The sequence below is a fragment of the Bradyrhizobium zhengyangense genome, from assembly GCF_022012435.1.
Classification (GTDB): domain Bacteria; phylum Pseudomonadota; class Alphaproteobacteria; order Rhizobiales; family Xanthobacteraceae; genus Bradyrhizobium; species Bradyrhizobium zhengyangense.
Map to the genome: position 1 here is coordinate 443,035 of NZ_JAKLUA010000004.1, position 15,488 is coordinate 458,522.

At 64.4% G+C, this 15,488-nt stretch carries 14 protein-coding genes; 4 read left to right on the top strand and 10 right to left on the bottom strand.

Annotated features, from left to right (window positions below):
- Nucleotides 1–5: 5 nt before the first annotated feature.
- Both L6637_RS16390 and L6637_RS16395 read right to left on the bottom strand, forming a co-directional pair.
- Complete coding sequence (locus L6637_RS16390; RefSeq protein WP_237865914.1) at nt 6–719, bottom strand: alpha/beta fold hydrolase; 714 nt, start codon at nt 717–719, stop codon at nt 6–8.
- A 76-nt stretch (nt 720–795) separates the two neighbouring features.
- The gene (locus L6637_RS16395) at nt 796–1,257 is read right to left on the bottom strand and encodes a DUF983 domain-containing protein (protein ID WP_271607129.1); all 462 of its coding nucleotides are present in this window, start codon (nt 1,255–1,257) and stop codon (nt 796–798) included.
- A 49-nt stretch (nt 1,258–1,306) separates the two neighbouring features.
- Here L6637_RS16395 and L6637_RS16400 point away from each other — a divergent pair, with 49 nt between their 5' ends.
- Nucleotides 1,307–2,683: an aminotransferase-like domain-containing protein gene (locus L6637_RS16400; protein WP_237865912.1), complete on the top strand. Its 1,377-nt coding sequence runs from the start codon at nt 1,307–1,309 to the stop codon at nt 2,681–2,683.
- 6 nt (nt 2,684–2,689) lie between these two features.
- On the opposite strand, the gene L6637_RS16405 is transcribed toward L6637_RS16400, so the two are convergent.
- Nucleotides 2,690–2,968, bottom strand: a complete 279-nt coding sequence (locus L6637_RS16405; RefSeq protein WP_237865911.1) for a hypothetical protein — start codon at nt 2,966–2,968, stop codon at nt 2,690–2,692.
- 267 nt (nt 2,969–3,235) lie between these two features.
- Here L6637_RS16405 and L6637_RS16410 point away from each other — a divergent pair, with 267 nt between their 5' ends.
- A complete protein-coding gene (locus L6637_RS16410; protein ID WP_237865910.1) occupies nt 3,236–3,979 on the top strand; it encodes a sulfite exporter TauE/SafE family protein in 744 nt (247 codons plus the stop codon).
- On the opposite strand, the gene L6637_RS16415 is transcribed toward L6637_RS16410, so the two are convergent.
- The 5 genes from L6637_RS16415 to L6637_RS16435 all read right to left on the bottom strand — a co-directional run bounded on the left by L6637_RS16415 (nt 3,976) and on the right by L6637_RS16435 (nt 12,002).
- On the bottom strand, nt 3,976–5,235 hold the full coding sequence (locus tag L6637_RS16415; RefSeq protein ID WP_237865941.1) for an O-antigen ligase family protein: 1,260 nt from the start codon (nt 5,233–5,235) through the stop codon (nt 3,976–3,978). The two genes, L6637_RS16410 and L6637_RS16415, sit on opposite strands and share 4 nt — an antisense overlap.
- A gap of 72 nt (nt 5,236–5,307) precedes the next feature.
- Nucleotides 5,308–6,711 carry an MATE family efflux transporter gene (locus L6637_RS16420; RefSeq protein ID WP_237871322.1) on the bottom strand — a complete coding sequence of 468 codons (1,404 nt, stop codon included), beginning with the start codon at nt 6,709–6,711 and terminating at the stop codon, nt 5,308–5,310.
- 53 nt (nt 6,712–6,764) lie between these two features.
- A complete protein-coding gene (locus L6637_RS16425) occupies nt 6,765–8,564 on the bottom strand; it encodes an ABC transporter ATP-binding protein (protein WP_237871324.1) in 1,800 nt (599 codons plus the stop codon).
- A 510-nt stretch (nt 8,565–9,074) separates the two neighbouring features.
- Entirely contained in the window at nt 9,075–10,664 is a 1,590-nt protein-coding gene (locus tag L6637_RS16430) for a DHA2 family efflux MFS transporter permease subunit (protein ID WP_237865907.1), read from the bottom strand.
- Between the two features lie 30 nt (nt 10,665–10,694).
- Entirely contained in the window at nt 10,695–12,002 is a 1,308-nt protein-coding gene (locus L6637_RS16435; RefSeq protein WP_237871326.1) for an HlyD family secretion protein, read from the bottom strand.
- 197 nt (nt 12,003–12,199) lie between these two features.
- Here L6637_RS16435 and L6637_RS16440 point away from each other — a divergent pair, with 197 nt between their 5' ends.
- Entirely contained in the window at nt 12,200–12,835 is a 636-nt protein-coding gene (locus L6637_RS16440) for a TetR/AcrR family transcriptional regulator (protein ID WP_237865905.1), read from the top strand.
- 55 nt (nt 12,836–12,890) lie between these two features.
- Nucleotides 12,891–13,241 (top strand): DUF6665 family protein, encoded by a 351-nt coding sequence (locus L6637_RS16445; protein ID WP_237865904.1) that lies wholly within the window; start codon nt 12,891–12,893, stop codon nt 13,239–13,241.
- Between the two features lie 18 nt (nt 13,242–13,259).
- Here the strand turns inward: L6637_RS16445 and L6637_RS16450 are convergent, their stop codons facing one another.
- Nucleotides 13,260–13,934 (bottom strand): Crp/Fnr family transcriptional regulator, encoded by a 675-nt coding sequence (locus L6637_RS16450; protein ID WP_237871328.1) that lies wholly within the window; start codon nt 13,932–13,934, stop codon nt 13,260–13,262.
- A gap of 139 nt (nt 13,935–14,073) precedes the next feature.
- A complete protein-coding gene (locus tag L6637_RS16455) occupies nt 14,074–15,429 on the bottom strand; it encodes an amidase family protein (RefSeq protein ID WP_237871330.1) in 1,356 nt (451 codons plus the stop codon).
- Between the last annotated feature and the right edge of the window lie 59 nt (nt 15,430–15,488).

Consider the following 15,488-nt stretch of genomic DNA (forward strand, 5'->3'; position numbering starts at 1 on the left):
CCGCTCTACGCCACGATCTCGTGCAACACCTTCATCAATGCCCCCGGTGCCGTAACGTTCGGCGCGTGGCTGGCGTCGAGCTCGAAATAGCGCCAGCCCTGCTCGCTCCTCGCCCGCCTTGCGAATTGCCCGAACACATCACCGGGCGGGATGCGGGCGCAATAGATGTAGCTGCGCGGCATTGCCGGCTCGCCGTGCTGAAGCTTCAGCTTCGTCTCGAAGCATTTGATCGGCATGTTGATTCGGCGGGCGTTGAGCCAATCGAGATCGGCCTGTGGCGTATCAGGGGGCGGCGGGTTCGGCGGGATGCGATAGCCATCGCCGGCGGCGGCAGCCTTGCGCATCGGCTCGCGTCCACCTTCGTTGAGATCGAACAGCGACTGGCCATCGCGCGGCACGAAGGCGTCAAGATAGATCAATTGCGTCACGCGCTCACGCGCGCGATCGGCAACGCCCGTCGCGACCATGCCGCCATAGCTGTGGCCGAGCAGCACGATGTCGTCGAGATCCTCGAACTTGATGACGCCCAGGATGTCCTGGATGTGCGTGTCGAGATCGACCGCGGGACTGGCGAGATGCGATCGTTCACCGAGCCCGGTGTAGGTGGGCGCGACCAGGCGGTGGCCGGCCTGCGCCATCAGCGGATGCATCTTGCGCCAGGACCAGCCGCCGGACCACGCGCCATGACAAAGCAGGAAGGTTTTTGCGCGTGCGGCCATTGGCGTTTCCATCGTTCTTGTTTTGATGCGATGGAGTGTAGCAATGGGCCGCGCGATGTAAACGCCGCGAGCTGCCTCAGGCCGCGCGCTGTGCCTTCACCAGCACGGGCGCAAGCTGGCCGGCTTCCCGCCGCAGCTTGCTCGCCTCAAACCCGTGCATGCCGATCTGCCATTGCAGGCCGACGATCGCGCCTTTGGTCGGTTGCAGCAGAGCAAGCGAAGCAAACAGCGTCACCGGCAGCCACACTGCGAGTTGCAGCCAGACCGGCGGCGCATAGGCGGTCTCGACCGCAAGGATCGCCGGCACCACGAGATGGCCGACCACGACCATGACGAGATAGGCCGGGAAGTCGTCGGCGCGCTGATGGAACAGCTCCTCGCCGCAATGATCGCAAGCGCTGGCCACCTTGAGGAAACGGCCGAACACGTGCCCTTCGCCGCAATTCGGGCACTTGCCGCGAAAGCCACGCCACATCGCCTTTGCCAGAGAGACTGAACCGGTCGTCATGACGACACCTCTTCCGTTTTGATGATCCATACAATAATATCCTGCATCCATACATTCAAAGGATATGGGCCTAAATTGCATGGATTGGACCCCTACAATTTCGGAGCTCTCAGGGCCGCGCTACCAGCGCATCGTCGACGCAATGGAGGCCGACATCGCGACGGGCCGGCTGGTGCGGGGACAGCAATTGCCGACGCAGCGTGCGCTGGCAAAAGCGCTGGGCATCGACCTCACCACGGTGACGCGCGCCTACACCGAGGCACGACGCCGCGGCATCATGGAGGCCCGCGTGGGCCAGGGCTCGTTCGTGTCGGAGACCAGTGCACGCCGTACGGTCGACCTGCCACATCCGGTCACGATCGACCTCTCCATGAACGTGCCGCCGCATCCGCTCGAAGCGCAGCTCGACGAGCGCATCATCGCCGGCTTTGAGGCCCTTCGCGCGCAATCGGGCCTGACCGCATTCCTGAACTACCAGCCGCCGGGCGGCAGCGCGCATGAGCGCGAGGTCGCCGCGCGCTGGATGCGTGCGCGCGTTCCCCATGCGCAGGCCGACAAGCTCGTGATCTTTCCGGGCGCACAGACGATCCTGTTCAACCTCCTCGCCCACCTCGCGCGGCCAGGCGACGTCGTGCTGACGGAGGCCCTCACCTTTCCCGGCATTAAAGCGGCGGCTGCGCAGCTCGGCGTCAAGCTCGTCAGTGTCGCCATGGATGACGGGGGCATTTTGCCGGATGCGCTGGCGAAGGCCTGTCGCACGCACGGCCCGAAGGCAGTCTATCTCATTCCGACCCTGCACAATCCGACCACGGCGACACTCTCCGCCGAGCGACGCAGTGCAATCGCCAAGATCGTCCGCGATGCCGATACTGCCCTGATCGAGGACGATGCCTACGGGCTGCTCGACCGATCGGCCTCGCCGATTGCGAACCTCATCCCGGAGCGGACATATCTCGCGACGACACTGTCAAAATGCATCGCGCCGGCGTTGCGCGTTGCCTATCTCCTGGCGCCCGACGTCGACGCGCAGCTTCAGATGCGCGGCCATCTGCAAGCGACAGTGCAGATGCCGGCGCCGCTGATGGTCGCGCTGGTGACGCATTGGCTCGAGAACGGTGTCGCCGACCGCATCATCGCGGCCATCCTCAACGAGGCCGTCGGCCGCCAGCAATTGGCGCAGCGCGCACTGAAGGGGTTTCAGTTCCAGGCCAACCCCGCCGCGCATCATCTGTGGTTGCGGCTTCCGGAGGGATCGGGCCGCCGCGATGTCGCCGCGCAGCTGTTGCGCGATGGGCTCGCCGTGGTGGCCAGCGACTCTTTCGTGGTCGATGGCAGTCCGCCGAATGCTGCACGGCTGTCGCTCGGCGCCGCGCGCAATCGCGCGGAGCTGACGCAAGCACTCCGGATTCTGATCGGCACGCTGCAGAGGCCCGCGGATACCAGGCAGATCGTCTAAGGCGCGTCAGCCGCCTCGTCTCACGCTGTCGAGAAATTGCTCGCGTTCGCCAGGCGCGTAGCCCTGGGAATCCCGCGGATACATTTCATATTCACCGTACGGTGCCGAGCGGGGATAGATCGCCGGCCCGGATGGTGCGTAGCCAAAGGCCGAAGCGGGGTCTGAGGCGCCTCCTCCCTGATCGGGACGAACAATGACATGCTGTCGGTGCGCATGGTGCACCGTAGCCGCGTTCGCAGAGCCCATGAGGGCGATCAAAAGGCTCGAAGCCAGAATCATACGCATTGCTGTCTCTCCAATCGACGGCCGCCCCGGCTCAGATACGAATGAGGTCCCGCCGTTCCAACAAGGAGCGGGTTCACGATTAGTCACTTCGGTGGCATCACCGGCGCGGCGCACCTATGGTTGTTCTCCATTTTCCTGGGCGTATCGTTCGAAAATGCCCGACGATTGCAGGTCGCATTTGCGTGCAAGCATGCATTGACCTCGACGTCCGCGGCTGTGCTATGCACGGTGCGGTGATCACGAGATCGCGACAACAGGAACTTAGGCGTGGAAACGTTCACGATTGCGCTGCTGCTGTTCGGCGCGCTGGCCGGCGGGTTCGTCTCGGGGCTGGCCGGGTTCGGCACCGCGCTGATGGCGCTCGGCATCTGGCTTTACGTGCTGCCGCCCTCGCTCGCGGTGCCCCTGGTGCTGATCTGCTCGGTGATCGCACAAACCTCGACGCTGCCATCGATGTGGAAAAGCTTTGACCTCTCGCTGGTGTGGCCGTTCCTGATCGGTGGGTTGCTCGGCGTGCCGATCGGAACCACGCTGGTCGCTTCGGCCGATCCAAAAGTGTTCAAACTGAGCGTCGGCGTCCTGTTGCTGATCTTCTCGAGCGCGCTCTACTTCAACAAAAAGCAGTTCGCCGTCACCTTCGGCGGCCGCATCGCCGACGGCGTGATCGGCTTTGCCGGCGGCATTTTGGGCGGGCTCGCCGGCCTGTCCGGACCGCTCCCGATCCTGTGGGCCAATATCCGCGGCTGGAACAAGCACGAACGGCGGGGCATCTTCCAGCTGTTCAATTTCACGGTGCTTGCGACCGCGCTGGTGCTGCAAACCGCCTCGGGCCTCGTCGCATTCAAGGTGGTGTGGCTCGCGATGGTCGCATTCCCGGGCACGTTGATCGGCGCATGGCTGGGGGCGCGCGTCTATCACGCCCTCAGCGACAAGCATTTTGGCGACGTCGTGCTCGGCCTGCTATTCCTCTCGGGCGCGACCCTGGTTTGGAACAGCGTCAGTGCGTTCTAGCTCTTCTTCGCGAGCGCCATGCCGCCCGCGACACCGAGCACGTAGATCCAGCCCGGCGTGAAGTCGAACAGATGGGTGTTGAGCATCGAGGACAGCATGTTCTGCACCACGACCAATAGGCCGATCCAGCAGGCGAGCCCCTCGCCGCGGAACATCAGCAAATGCGCAAACCATAGCGCGTAGAGAACCAGCACGCCCACCACGCCCCATTGCACCGCAACGCTCAGCGTCTGATTGTGCGGATTGCTGACGATCTCGCCGCGCAGCGGATCGGCCTCCGCATCCGCAGCCGCGCCTGCGAACAGAGCGCGGATCGAGCCGGTGCCGTGGCCAACCAGCGGCGCATCAGCGACGAAGCCCAGGGATTTCCGCCAGTACTCCAGACGTGAACCCATGCCGCTGACCTGCTTGTCCTCCACGCTCATCTCGTAGTCGCCCTGGAACTTCGCGACGGTTGCGCGCAGATGCGGCGAGACCGTCCAGAGTGACACAGCCAACCACGCCATCGCACCCGCGGCCAGCAAGGCGGCGCGCCAACGCAGATGCAGGAGAGCAAAGACCACGAGCAGGATCGGCAGCGTCACCAGTGCCGTGCGCGAGACCACGACAAACGTCATATTGGCGAGAAAGCCGATCGCGATCGCGGTAAGCAGCATCGCGATACGGACGCGTCCCTCGCGAAACAACGCCACGATCGGATAGATCGACGCAATCGCGCAGAGCCCGAACTCCTGGCTCTGGTCGATATAGTTGCGCACCGCGACACCGCTCTCGATCTTATACGGCCCGCGCGACAGATAGAGCTTCAGCGACAGATCGGGGTCAACAGCGACGGCGAAGGAGACCAGCATGACCAGCGCGCAGGATGTGAGAAAAGCCACGAACACCCAGACGCCGTAGGGCCAACGCTCGAACTGGTAGATCAGAAGCGGGATCACCAGGAGCTTCAACACCGGTCCGATCGCATGAACTTTTTCCGGCCACGGGGCCTCCGACCAGAGCATGCCGACAAGCGCGAGGACCACCAGCGCGATCGGCAGCAGGCAGACCGGACGCAGCAGCGAGCGCGGGAAGTCGCGCAGATCGAGGAACGCGAAGGCAATCAGCCAGGGTATCAGCGCGAACGTCGTCCCGCTCGTCGTCCACGGCAGCAGCAGCGCGATCAGCGCGACAAAACGAGCCGGCGTGCGGTAGCGCGCCGCCCAGATCGCCGAGAGCCAGGTCGCCGGCCGCCCCTCGTTCGCCACTCCGCCCATTCGTCCCTTCGACAATCCCACCCTCGCAGCCCGGCAAATTAGCCGGAGCCGCGGGGATGGAACAAGCCGTCGCTACGCAGGCTCGCGGGCCAGAGGCGCGCTGGGCTCCGAACTCACCGGCTCTTCAGCATTCTCCGTCGGAGTCACCAGCCGCTTCCTGAACTCGCGGCGCAACAACCACAGGCTCTGGACGGCCTGGAGCGTCGTCGCCGCGTTCGATATGTACCAGACGTACTCGATCCGAAAGCCCGGCCGCGTCGAAAGCCAGATCGCCGGCAGAGAATAAGTGAGGACGCGTGTCGCCGAGCTCCACAGCACCGGCTTGGTGTTGCCGAGGCCCTGGAACATGCTGGAGCAGACAAAGATGAATCCCTGCGCCACCATGTTCAGCGAGATCATTTTCAGAAACAGCAACGCGACCCTCATCGTCTCCGGATCATTCGAGAAGCCGGTGAGCAACAATCCGGGTGCGAGCTGCACGAAGACAGTGAGCGCGATCATCAAGACCGTCGCAATCAACGCCGCCCTGACGAAGGTCTCCCGCACTCGCTCGCTGTTGCCCGCACCGAAATTCTGGCCCGCAATCGGCCCCGCCGCGAGGGCGACGGCAAGCGCCGGCATCTGGATCAAGCCGATGACGCGCGTGCCGATGCCAAATCCGGCCTGGGCCGCCGGACCGAGATCGCGCAGCACGTAATAGATCGCGGCCATGAAGATAAAGATCATCGCGAACTCGCCGCCCGCGGGCAGACCGACATTGAGGATCCGTTTCCACTCCCGCAGCCGCGGACGCCATTGCTCCGGATGGAAGGCGACGTAGCGCTCCAGCCTGTGATAATAAGCGAACAGCATCAGCACGCCGATGAAGACGGCGATTGAGCTCGCAAGGCCCGCTCCGGCGACACCGAACGCGTGTCCGGTGCCCCAGCCCGTGATCAGGACCGGCGCCAGCGCGATGTTGAGGAGCACGGCGAGCACCTGCACCAGCATGCTCGGCCGCACGATGCCGGTGGCCCGCAGCGCGGCCCCCATCACTTGCGTCACGAATTGCAGGGCCAAGGCCGGCATGAACCAGTGAAAATAGGTGGCGCCAGCCTCGATCGTGGCCGCGTCGACCGAGATCGCGCGCATATAGGGGCGCGCCAGCGCCAGGCCGCCGAGCAGCGTCAGCAGCCCGAACAGCACCGACAGCACGACCGACTGGTTGAAGATGATATTGGCGTCGTCGCGGTCCTTGCGGCCCACGGCATGCGCGATCAACGCGACCGCGCCGACACCGAGCATCTGCATCAGCCCGTTGACGAGGAAGCCGGCGTTGCCGGCCGCGGCGACACCGGCAACAGCGGCGTCGCCGAGCCCGGACACGAAGTACAGGTCGACGAGTTGGCAGATCATGATCGTGATCATGCCGACCACGATCGGTGGCGCCATGCTCAGAATGTGGCTCACGATGGAGCCGCGCGTCAGGTCCTTCATGTCATTCCATCCTCGACGACGTGACGGCAAGGCTTTCGCCCTGCCGCCGCGCGTCATTCCGCTGCTGCGATATGCCCGAGCTCCACCACTTGGCGCTCGAACAGGCTGCGATAGATCCCGCCGGGCTTGCTCGCGAGCATGGCATGCGTGCCTTGCTCGACGATCTCGCCGCGGTCGAACACGAGAATGCGATCGAGGCTCTTCACCGTCGACAGCCGGTGCGCGATCACGATCGAGGTGCGGCCTTTCATCAGCCGCTCCATCGCCTGCTGGATCAGCGCCTCCGATTCCGAATCGAGGCTCGAGGTCGCCTCGTCCAGGATCAGCACCGGCGCATCCGCCAGGAAGGCGCGCGCCAGCGCAACGCGCTGCCGCTCGCCGCCCGACAGTTTGACGCCGCGTTCGCCGACCAGCGTGCCGTAGCCCTTCGGCAAGCGCAGGATGAAATCGTGCGCATTGGCGAGCCGCGCCGCCTGCTCGATCGCCTCCAGGCTGGCGCCGGGCCGGCCGTAGGCGATGTTCTCGGCGAGTGTGCGGTGAAACAGGATCGGCTCCTGTTGCACGATCGCGATCTGGCAGCGCAGCGATTGCTGCGTTGCGAGCGCGATATCCTGCCCGTCGATCAGCACCTGGCCGCCGGTGACGTCGTAGAGCCGCTGCACCAGCTTGACGAACGTCGTCTTGCCGGAGCCGGAGCGGCCGACGAGACCGACACGCTCGCCGGCGCGGATCGTCAAGGACAATCCGTCGTAGAGCGGCGCGCGATGTCCGCCGTAATGGAACGTGACGTCGTCGAACACGATCTCGCCGCCTTCGATCGCGATCGGCAGCGCGCCTTCGGCATCCGCGATGCCGATCGGCTCGTCATGGATCGCCACCAGTTCCTCCATGTCGTTGACCGAACGCTGGAGGTTGTTGATGTGCATGCCGACATCCCGCAGGTAAGCGTGGATCACGTAGTAGCTCGTCAGCACGTAGGTGACGTCGCCGGGCGAGGCGCGACCCGACATCCACAGCAGCACCGAACCGCCGATCACGGACGCACGCAGGCACAGCAGCAGCGAGAGCTGCGACATGGCCGTGTAGTTGTAACGGAACCAGGTCCGTCGCACCCGCACGCGCCAGCGCTTGATGACGCGGGCGAGCCGCGCATCCTCGCGCATTTCCGCGCCGAACGATTTCACCACCGCGTTGCAGGTGAGCGCGTCCGCCAGCGTGCCGCCGACCTTGGTGTCCCAGGCATTGGAGACACGCGCGGTCGGCGCGATGTAGCGCATCGAGAACAGCACCGTCATCGTGACATAGGCAGCCGCGCCGAGCGCGATCACCGCACCAAGCGAGGCCCAGTGCACGCCGAGCAGGATCATCGATCCGATCAGCACCGCTAGCGACGGCAGCAGCGCCAGCAGGATGGTGTCGTTCAGCAGGTCGAGCGCCCACATGCCGCGCGTGATCTTGCGCACGGTCGAGCCGGCGAAGGAATTGGCGTGCCAGTCGGTCGAGAAGCGCTGCACGCGCAGGAAGGCATCCTGCGCGACGTCAGACATCAGCTTCAGCGTGAACGGCACGATCACCTGGAGTCCGCTCAGGCGCAGCACCATCGACGCAGCGCCCAGCACCACGATGCCACCCAGCGCCACAAGGGCGGCGTGGCGCGCATCGGGATCGGACGGCCCGCGCGTCAGCGCATCGACCAGATGTCCTGAGAACACCGGCATAAACAGATCGGCGACGGTCGCACCTAACAGGCCGACGGCGATGGCAAGCGCCCGCCCCGGCTGCTTCAGCCAGTGCCGGAACACAAAGCGCAGAACCACGCGGATAGCCGCGGGCTTTTTCGACAAGGCGGTCATGACATTATCCGGCCGCTGTTGGCGCGGGCCGGCTCCATCGATGGACACAAGCCGGCCGCGAGGGCCGAAGCAGCGTCACTTGAATTGGCTTACAGTTGGGAAGCGGAGCGATCGGGGTAAAAAATCCGATCGAAGCTGGCGGAAGCGGCCTCTAGGCGGCCAAGCAGGTACCGAGCCAGAACATCGAGCGCGGGCGTACGATCTGCGAATGCGACGAAATCATGCAAATCTCTCCCCGGTTCGATTGAAATGAGGTGCGCTTTATAGATGTGTGATTTGCAGTTTGCAACGGGGCCTGCGCGAGATCACGCACGAGTGTTGCATTTTGGTGCGAGGGGCTGCCGCCTCAATTGTCGCTGTCATGCCCCGCCTAGTGCGCAATTGCGCGCGGGGGGCGGGGCATCCCGTGCGTCGCGGCGGACATGGTGAGAGCGAGCTCTCCAATGCACGCCTCCGGGATACTGGGGTGCCCGGTCGAGCCGGGCGACGACACCAAATATATGGCTCGCGTCAGTGTGCGTCACCGCCGCCTGCGCCAAATGGCGAGGCCGGCCTTTTCAGCAACGTGACCAGCACGCTGAGGCTGAGGTAGAACAGCGTCAGAATGAAGAACGCGTCGCCAAAGCTCATCACCACAGCCTGACGGTGCACGATCTGGGTGAGCTGCTTCATCGCCATCAGCGCGGAGTCGCCGAGGCCCTGGAATTTTTGCTGGAGCATGGTCAGGGTTTCGGTCGCGGTCGCATTGCCCCAGGTGATGCGCTCCTGAAGGCGCGTGATGTGCAGGTCGGTACGATCGTTGAGCACGGTGTTGATGACGGCGAGCCCGACGGCACCACCGAGATTGCGCATCAGGTTGAACAGGCCGGAGGCGTTCTTCACCCGATCAGGCGGCAGCGTGCCGAGCGCGATGTTGTTGGTCGGCACCATCGCGAACATCATGCCGACGCCGCGCAGGATCTGCGGAATGAGCAGCTCGTAGAAATCGTAGTCGCGCGTGATCCAGGTCATCTGGTAGGAGCCCATCGCGAACACGATCAGGCCGAACGCGACCATGTAGCGCATGTCCAGGCTCGCCATCAGCCGGCCGACCAGCGGCGCCACCAGGAACATGGTGATACCAGAGACGAACATGGTTTCGCCGATCATCAGCGCGCTGTAGCCGCGCACCTCGGCGAGATAGCGCGGATAGATGTAGGTCAGGCCGTAAAGGCCGATGCCGATGCAGAATTGCAGCGTGGAGCCGACGGCGAAATTGCGGTTGCTGAAGGTGCGCAGATTGACGATGGGCTCGGCCGCCGTGAAGACGCGCACGAAGAAGGCGATCGCCGAGACGACGCAGATCCAGGCGCAGATCGCCACCGAGGTGTCCTGCAGCCATTCATATTGCGGCCCCTCCTCCAGCACGTATTCCAGCGTGCCGAGGAAGCCGGCCATGAACAGCAGGCCCCACCAGTCGAAGCGGTCGAGCAACTCGAAATGCGGCTCGTCGAAATCGACCAGCGCCCACACACCGAGGGTGATGCCGATGCCGGGCACGACGTTGATGAAGAACAGCCAATTCCACGACATCAAATCGGTGATGTAGCCGCCGACCGTCGGACCAATCGTGGGAGCAAGGGTCGCGACAAGCCCGATGATGGGACCGACAATGTGGAATTTCGAACGCGGAAACACAGTGTAGGCGGAGGCGAAAACCGTCGGGATCATGCCGGCGCCGAGAAAGCCCTGCAGCGCGCGCCAGAGGATCATCTCCTCGATGGTCGTGGCGAAGCCGCAGAGCAGGCTCGAAATCGTGAAGCCGGCCGCCGAGATCGCGAACAAAAGCCGCGTGCCGAACGCGCGCGACAGGAATCCCGACAGCGGGATCGCGATCACTTCCGCGATCAGATAGGCAGTCTGGACCCAGGAGACCTCGCTGGAGCTCGCCGACAGGCCGGCCTGGATTTCGCTCAAGGACGCTGAGACGATCTGGATGTCCAGGATCGACATGAACATCCCGAACACCATGATGATGAAGGCGAACAGCCGCTTCGGCGCAATGCGCTCCGAAGCGGGATCTGCCATCATGGCAGGTGAAGCAGTCGTGGCGTTCGCCATGGTCTGACCCTCGCAGCGCCGATCGCGCGCCTATTGCGGATGGATCATGGTCGGATCGTCGAGATCGGTCTCGCTGTCGGCGTCGGCCGCGCCCTTGTTGGTGTCGACGGTGGCGTAGACCGACATGCCGGCGCGGAGCAGGTTCTGCCTGGCGACCGACTTCGGCACACGGATGCGGACCGGGACGCGCTGCACGATCTTGGTGAAGTTGCCGGTGGCGTTGTCAGGCGGCAGCAGCGTGAACACCGAGCCAGCGCCCGCTGCGATGCTGTCGACAACGCCGGAGAACTTGCGCATGCCGTAGGCGTCGACCTTGATCGTCACCGGCTGGCCGGGACGGATGCGCTTGAGCTGGGTCTCCTTGAAATTGGCGTCGATATAGACCTCGTCGAGCGGCACGACATTGCCGAGGCGCTGGCCGACGGCAATGAAGTCGCCGGCGTTGACGAGACGGTTGGAGAAGGTGCCGTCGACCGGCGCCCGCACCGATGCGAAGGCGAGGTCGCGCTCGGCCTTGGCGAGCGTAGTCTTGAGCTCGGCGAGCTGCGCCTGGGCTTCGGCCTGCTGGGCCTCGGCGACATCGACATTGCTCACCGCAACGTCATAGGCAGCCTGCGCGGCCTTGACCGCGGCGGCGCCCTGGTCGCGGCCGGCTTCCGAAGTTTCGAAGGTGGCGCGCGAGGCAAAGCCCTTGCTGCTCAGCGCCTGCTGGCGCTCATAGTCGAGATCGGCGCGCTTGAGCCCCGCCTCGGCGGAGACGAGTTGCGCCTTGGCCTGCGCGACCTGGCTGTCGAGCGCCGCGATCTGGCGGCCGATGCGGTCGATCGTGGCCTGCTGGGTCGCGATCCGGGTTGCGGCTGCATCGACCGCGATCTTGTAGTCGCCGTCATCGATACGCATGACGATGTCGCCGGCATGCACCAGCGTGTTGTCCTTGGCGAGGATCGAGGAGATATGACCGGCCACGCGCGCGCCCAGCATGGTGTTGTTGGCGCGGACATAGGCGTCGTCGGTCGAGACATAGAAGCGGCCGACCAGCGTGTAGTAGCCGGCGTAGCCTGCTGCCGCGAGCGCCAGCACGAGGCCCACACCCATCATGACGAATTTGCGCTTGCCGGGTTTCGGCGCGGCAGTGGTGGGTGCGGTCGGAGCCGGCTGATCGGCCACAGGCTTCTCCGGCGCCTCGCTGGTGCGGCGCTTGCTTTCTTCCACCACATGAGACCGCAGCTGCTCGGCGAGGGCTACCGATGCCCCGGGCGCAGCTTCGCCGTTCGTCGCATTCGTCTCCACCGCTTCCTGGCGAAGGACGCGCGCAGCCTGGTCTCTCGATGTGGCCATAAAGGCCTCCCCAATAAAAACGCGAACCGGGGCAGCCGTCGCGCGGCCGCAATCCCGTTCGTCCATCCCAAATATCATTGACCGAACGGTTCGGTCAATATACATAATATTCCCGGGCGAACCCTATTGGCCCGAATCCTTTATTTGGGTTTCATGCTTCGACCCCTGATCCGAAAACCTTCCGAGACGCTGAACCAATGGTTGTAGCCGGCCGCGAACATCTGCAAATCCTCCAAGAGGAGGACAGCTCGAAGCGCCGCCAGATCCTGGCCGGCGCCCGTAAGGTGTTCATGGATCTGGGTTTTGACGGCGCCAGCATGGGCGAGATCGCGCGCGCGGCCGGCGTCTCCAAGGGGACGCTCTATGTCTACTTCGCCGACAAGAGCGCGCTGTTCGAGGCCATCCTCGAGGAGGAAGCGCTGTTTCACGGCCAGGTCGTGTTCAATTTCGACCCTGCGCGCGACGCCGAGACCACGCTGAAGGATTTCGGCCAGGCCTATCTGCACCTGCTCTGCCGGCCCGGCGGCGGATCGGCGATCCGCACGGTGATGGCGATTGCCGAGCGCATGCCCGACGTCGGCCGCCGCTATTATCTGCGCGTGCTGGACAAGACCATCAACCGGCTGTCCGAATATCTGAAGGCCCATGTCGCCTCCGGCGATCTCGCCATCGACGATTGCGACCTTGCGGCCTCGCAGTTCATGGAACTGTGCAAGGCCTCGCTCTTCCTGCCCTTCGTCTTCCAGGCCGCGCCGCCGCCCTCGGAAGAGCGCATGGCGGAAGTGATCGACAGCGCGACGCGGATGTTCCTGGCCGCGTACAAGGCGAAGTGAGCGGAAGCCGGCGACGCGTTGCGCCTGCAGTTGGCGCCGCATTATAGTGAGCGCCATGTCCCGTGATCTTCGCCCGCCGGTCGATATCCTCCATTATGAGATCGTCCAGGAACAGGCCTCAGCGCTTGGACGGATGGGCCGCACACTCGAACAGGCGCTGGCGCACTTGCGCGAATTCGACGCCGCCCATGAGTCCTCGGAGTCGTCCTCGGAGACGCCGGCCGCGATGCAGCCGGCGAGGCGCAAGCTGGTAATGGAGGCCGGTCAGGCGCTCTGGATGTTCGTGGTCCAGCGCGAGGCCACCGGCCTGCGCGACAGCCGCCATATCATGCGGACTTACAACGTGCCGGCCGAGGTGCAGCGCTGCATGGGGCTGGCGCCGCCAACGAAGCTCGCTTCGAAATGACTTTCTGCTGCGCGCTCGCTACTCGGTCACCTGCTTCCTCAACGCCGCAAGATCATTGACGACCATTTTGGTCGGACCGGTCGAGATGATACCGTCGTCCTGCAGGCGGCTGAGGATCAGGCTGATCGACTGTCGTGTCGCACCAATCATGCGCGCCAAGTTGGCCTGCGTGATCCGACCGAGCGAAATTGGGCCACTCTCGTCCTGAGCAGCGTTTTCGCAGAGCTTCACCAGCAGCAATACCAGCCGCTCCGCCGCCTTCTGCCCCGCCAGCGTCTGCGCCAGCATCGAATAAGTCTCGCCCTTGAAGCCGAGGCACTCGATCAGTGCCACCGCAAACGACGGAGATTGCGCGATCAACGTTCGGATCGCGTCCTGGTCGAGATGCAGGGCCTCGACCCGGCCAAGCGCGCGGGCCGACCAGCTATGGCGGTGATCACCGAGAATGTAGGGCGCACCGACGAAGTCGCCGGCCTCCCAGGTCGCCAGCATCAGCTCGCGCCCCTGCGTACCGGCATGGGTACTTTCCACGATCCCGTTCAGGATGATGTGGATGCCGTTCGCAGGCTCCCCTTCCCGCAGCAGATATTCGCGGTTCTGGTAGGCCGCGAGCCTGCCGGTCCGCATCACCAGGTCGAGATCGGCCTTGTCGAGCGCCTTCAGCACATAACGTCCGGTCCCGGCCCTTTGCATCTCGGCGCAAGGCTCACTTGGAGCCTCACCCGGATCGGCCACCTCCTGCGCATGACTGCGCCCCACCATCGGTCTCCCTTCGAGTGCCGGCTCGAAGGCTAGGAGGTCTCCGGTCAGATTGCAACGCGAGGGAAAGTGTTCAAGCCTGGGCTTCCGCTTCCATGAATGCACAGGCGAGGTCGGTGAGCAGGCGCTCCCGCCCCGCCGGCGCCAGAAAGGTGACGCCATGGGGCACGCCTGCCCCGGTCATCGCATTCGGCACCGCGATTGCGGTGAGCCCCAGCGGATTGGCGTAGTTCGTGTAGTAGCCATTGTTGAAATTTGCCGTCAGCGGATCGCGCGCGACGTCGTCAATCCTGAGCACGGTTCCGACCGTGGGCACGACCAACGCGTCGTGAGATTGCCAGAAGTCGCGGAGCACGCGCTGGACCTCCTTGACCTCGTAGAGCGCGCGATAAGTGTCGGCCGCGTTGAACTTCCGGCTGCCGATAACAAGATCGCGCACGATCCTGATGCCCGCGTCCGGATTGGCCTCGAGGAACGCGCCAACCGAAACATCACGCTCGGCGAGGAACGGCCCAAAGAACATCAGATCGTTGATCGAGGCGAACGGCGAAAAATCGGTGGAAGCGACCGACATGTCAAGCCGCCGCAACTTGCGAAGCCCGCTGCCGAACAGCCTCTCCGTCTCCTCGTTGCCGAAGAACCTGAGCTGGTCCGGTCGAGGTGTCGCGATCCGGAAGGGCCGAGCCGGAGAGATCTGCTCCGTCCAGCCGGCAAAATCGACCGGCGAAAAGCAATCCGCGGGGTCGCGTCGCGCCAGCACGCGATAGACGTCATAGCCGTCGCCCGGCTCCCGCGTGTACAGCGAGATGGTATCGAAGCTTCGGCAGGCATAGACCATGCCGCGCTGGCTGAACGCACCCGGTGCCGGCTTGAAGCCGGTGACACCGCAATAGGACGCCGGCACTCTGCCCGATCCGCCGGTATCGGTGCCGAAGGCAAAGGACGACGTGCCGGTTGCGACCGACACTGCGGCGCCCGAGCTGGAACCACCGGGAATGTAGTCCGCATTGTACGGGTTGCGCGCGATGCCATAGGGCGAGCGCACACCGACGAGGCCGGTGGCAAACTGATCCATGTTCGTCTTGCCGATATAGATGGCTCCGGCGGCGATGGCGTCAGCGACAACCGGGCTCGTATCTTTCGCGACATAGGCGAATTCCGGGCAGGCCGAGGTGGTCTGCTCGCCGGCGACATCGATACAGTCCTTCACCGAGACGATCAGCCCGTAAAGCGGCAGCTTGTCGATTTCATTGGCGCGCGCATCGAGCGCACGCGCGGCGGCCATGACATTCTCGGGTTTGGCTTTCGATATCCAGACGCCGCTCTGGTCGGCGTCCGTAAGGCGCGACAGCACATGCGCGACGACATCGGACGGCTTGAGCGCGCCGCTGCGATAGGCGGCGCGGAGACGGCGGGGGGAGATATCCATTGTCGCTGATGTACCTGCAGGAACGGGACTGTGCCGGCGGGACAAGCGCGCCGGCACTC

What these genes read in the sequence shown, in the direction of transcription:
- L6637_RS16415 (WP_237865941.1), bottom strand. Translation starts at nt 5,235, where the DNA reads ATGGGCGGAGTGGCGAACGAGGGGCGGCCGGCGACCTGGCTCTCGGCG.
- L6637_RS16420 (WP_237871322.1), bottom strand. Translation starts at nt 6,711, where the DNA reads ATGAAGGACCTGACGCGCGGCTCCATCGTGAGCCACATTCTGAGCATG.
- L6637_RS16390 (WP_237865914.1), bottom strand. Translation starts at nt 719, where the DNA reads ATGGCCGCACGCGCAAAAACCTTCCTGCTTTGTCATGGCGCGTGGTCC.
- L6637_RS16430 (WP_237865907.1), bottom strand. Translation starts at nt 10,664, where the DNA reads ATGGCGAACGCCACGACTGCTTCACCTGCCATGATGGCAGATCCCGCT.
- L6637_RS16400 (WP_237865912.1), top strand. Translation starts at nt 1,307, where the DNA reads ATGGATTGGACCCCTACAATTTCGGAGCTCTCAGGGCCGCGCTACCAG.
- L6637_RS16405 (WP_237865911.1), bottom strand. Translation starts at nt 2,968, where the DNA reads ATGCGTATGATTCTGGCTTCGAGCCTTTTGATCGCCCTCATGGGCTCT.
- L6637_RS16445 (WP_237865904.1), top strand. Translation starts at nt 12,891, where the DNA reads ATGTCCCGTGATCTTCGCCCGCCGGTCGATATCCTCCATTATGAGATC.
- L6637_RS16435 (WP_237871326.1), bottom strand. Translation starts at nt 12,002, where the DNA reads ATGGCCACATCGAGAGACCAGGCTGCGCGCGTCCTTCGCCAGGAAGCG.
- L6637_RS16395 (WP_271607129.1), bottom strand. Translation starts at nt 1,257, where the DNA reads ATGGATCATCAAAACGGAAGAGGTGTCGTCATGACGACCGGTTCAGTC.
- L6637_RS16425 (WP_237871324.1), bottom strand. Translation starts at nt 8,564, where the DNA reads ATGACCGCCTTGTCGAAAAAGCCCGCGGCTATCCGCGTGGTTCTGCGC.
- L6637_RS16455 (WP_237871330.1), bottom strand. Translation starts at nt 15,429, where the DNA reads ATGGATATCTCCCCCCGCCGTCTCCGCGCCGCCTATCGCAGCGGCGCG.
- L6637_RS16450 (WP_237871328.1), bottom strand. Translation starts at nt 13,934, where the DNA reads ATGCAAAGGGCCGGGACCGGACGTTATGTGCTGAAGGCGCTCGACAAG.
- L6637_RS16440 (WP_237865905.1), top strand. Translation starts at nt 12,200, where the DNA reads ATGGTTGTAGCCGGCCGCGAACATCTGCAAATCCTCCAAGAGGAGGAC.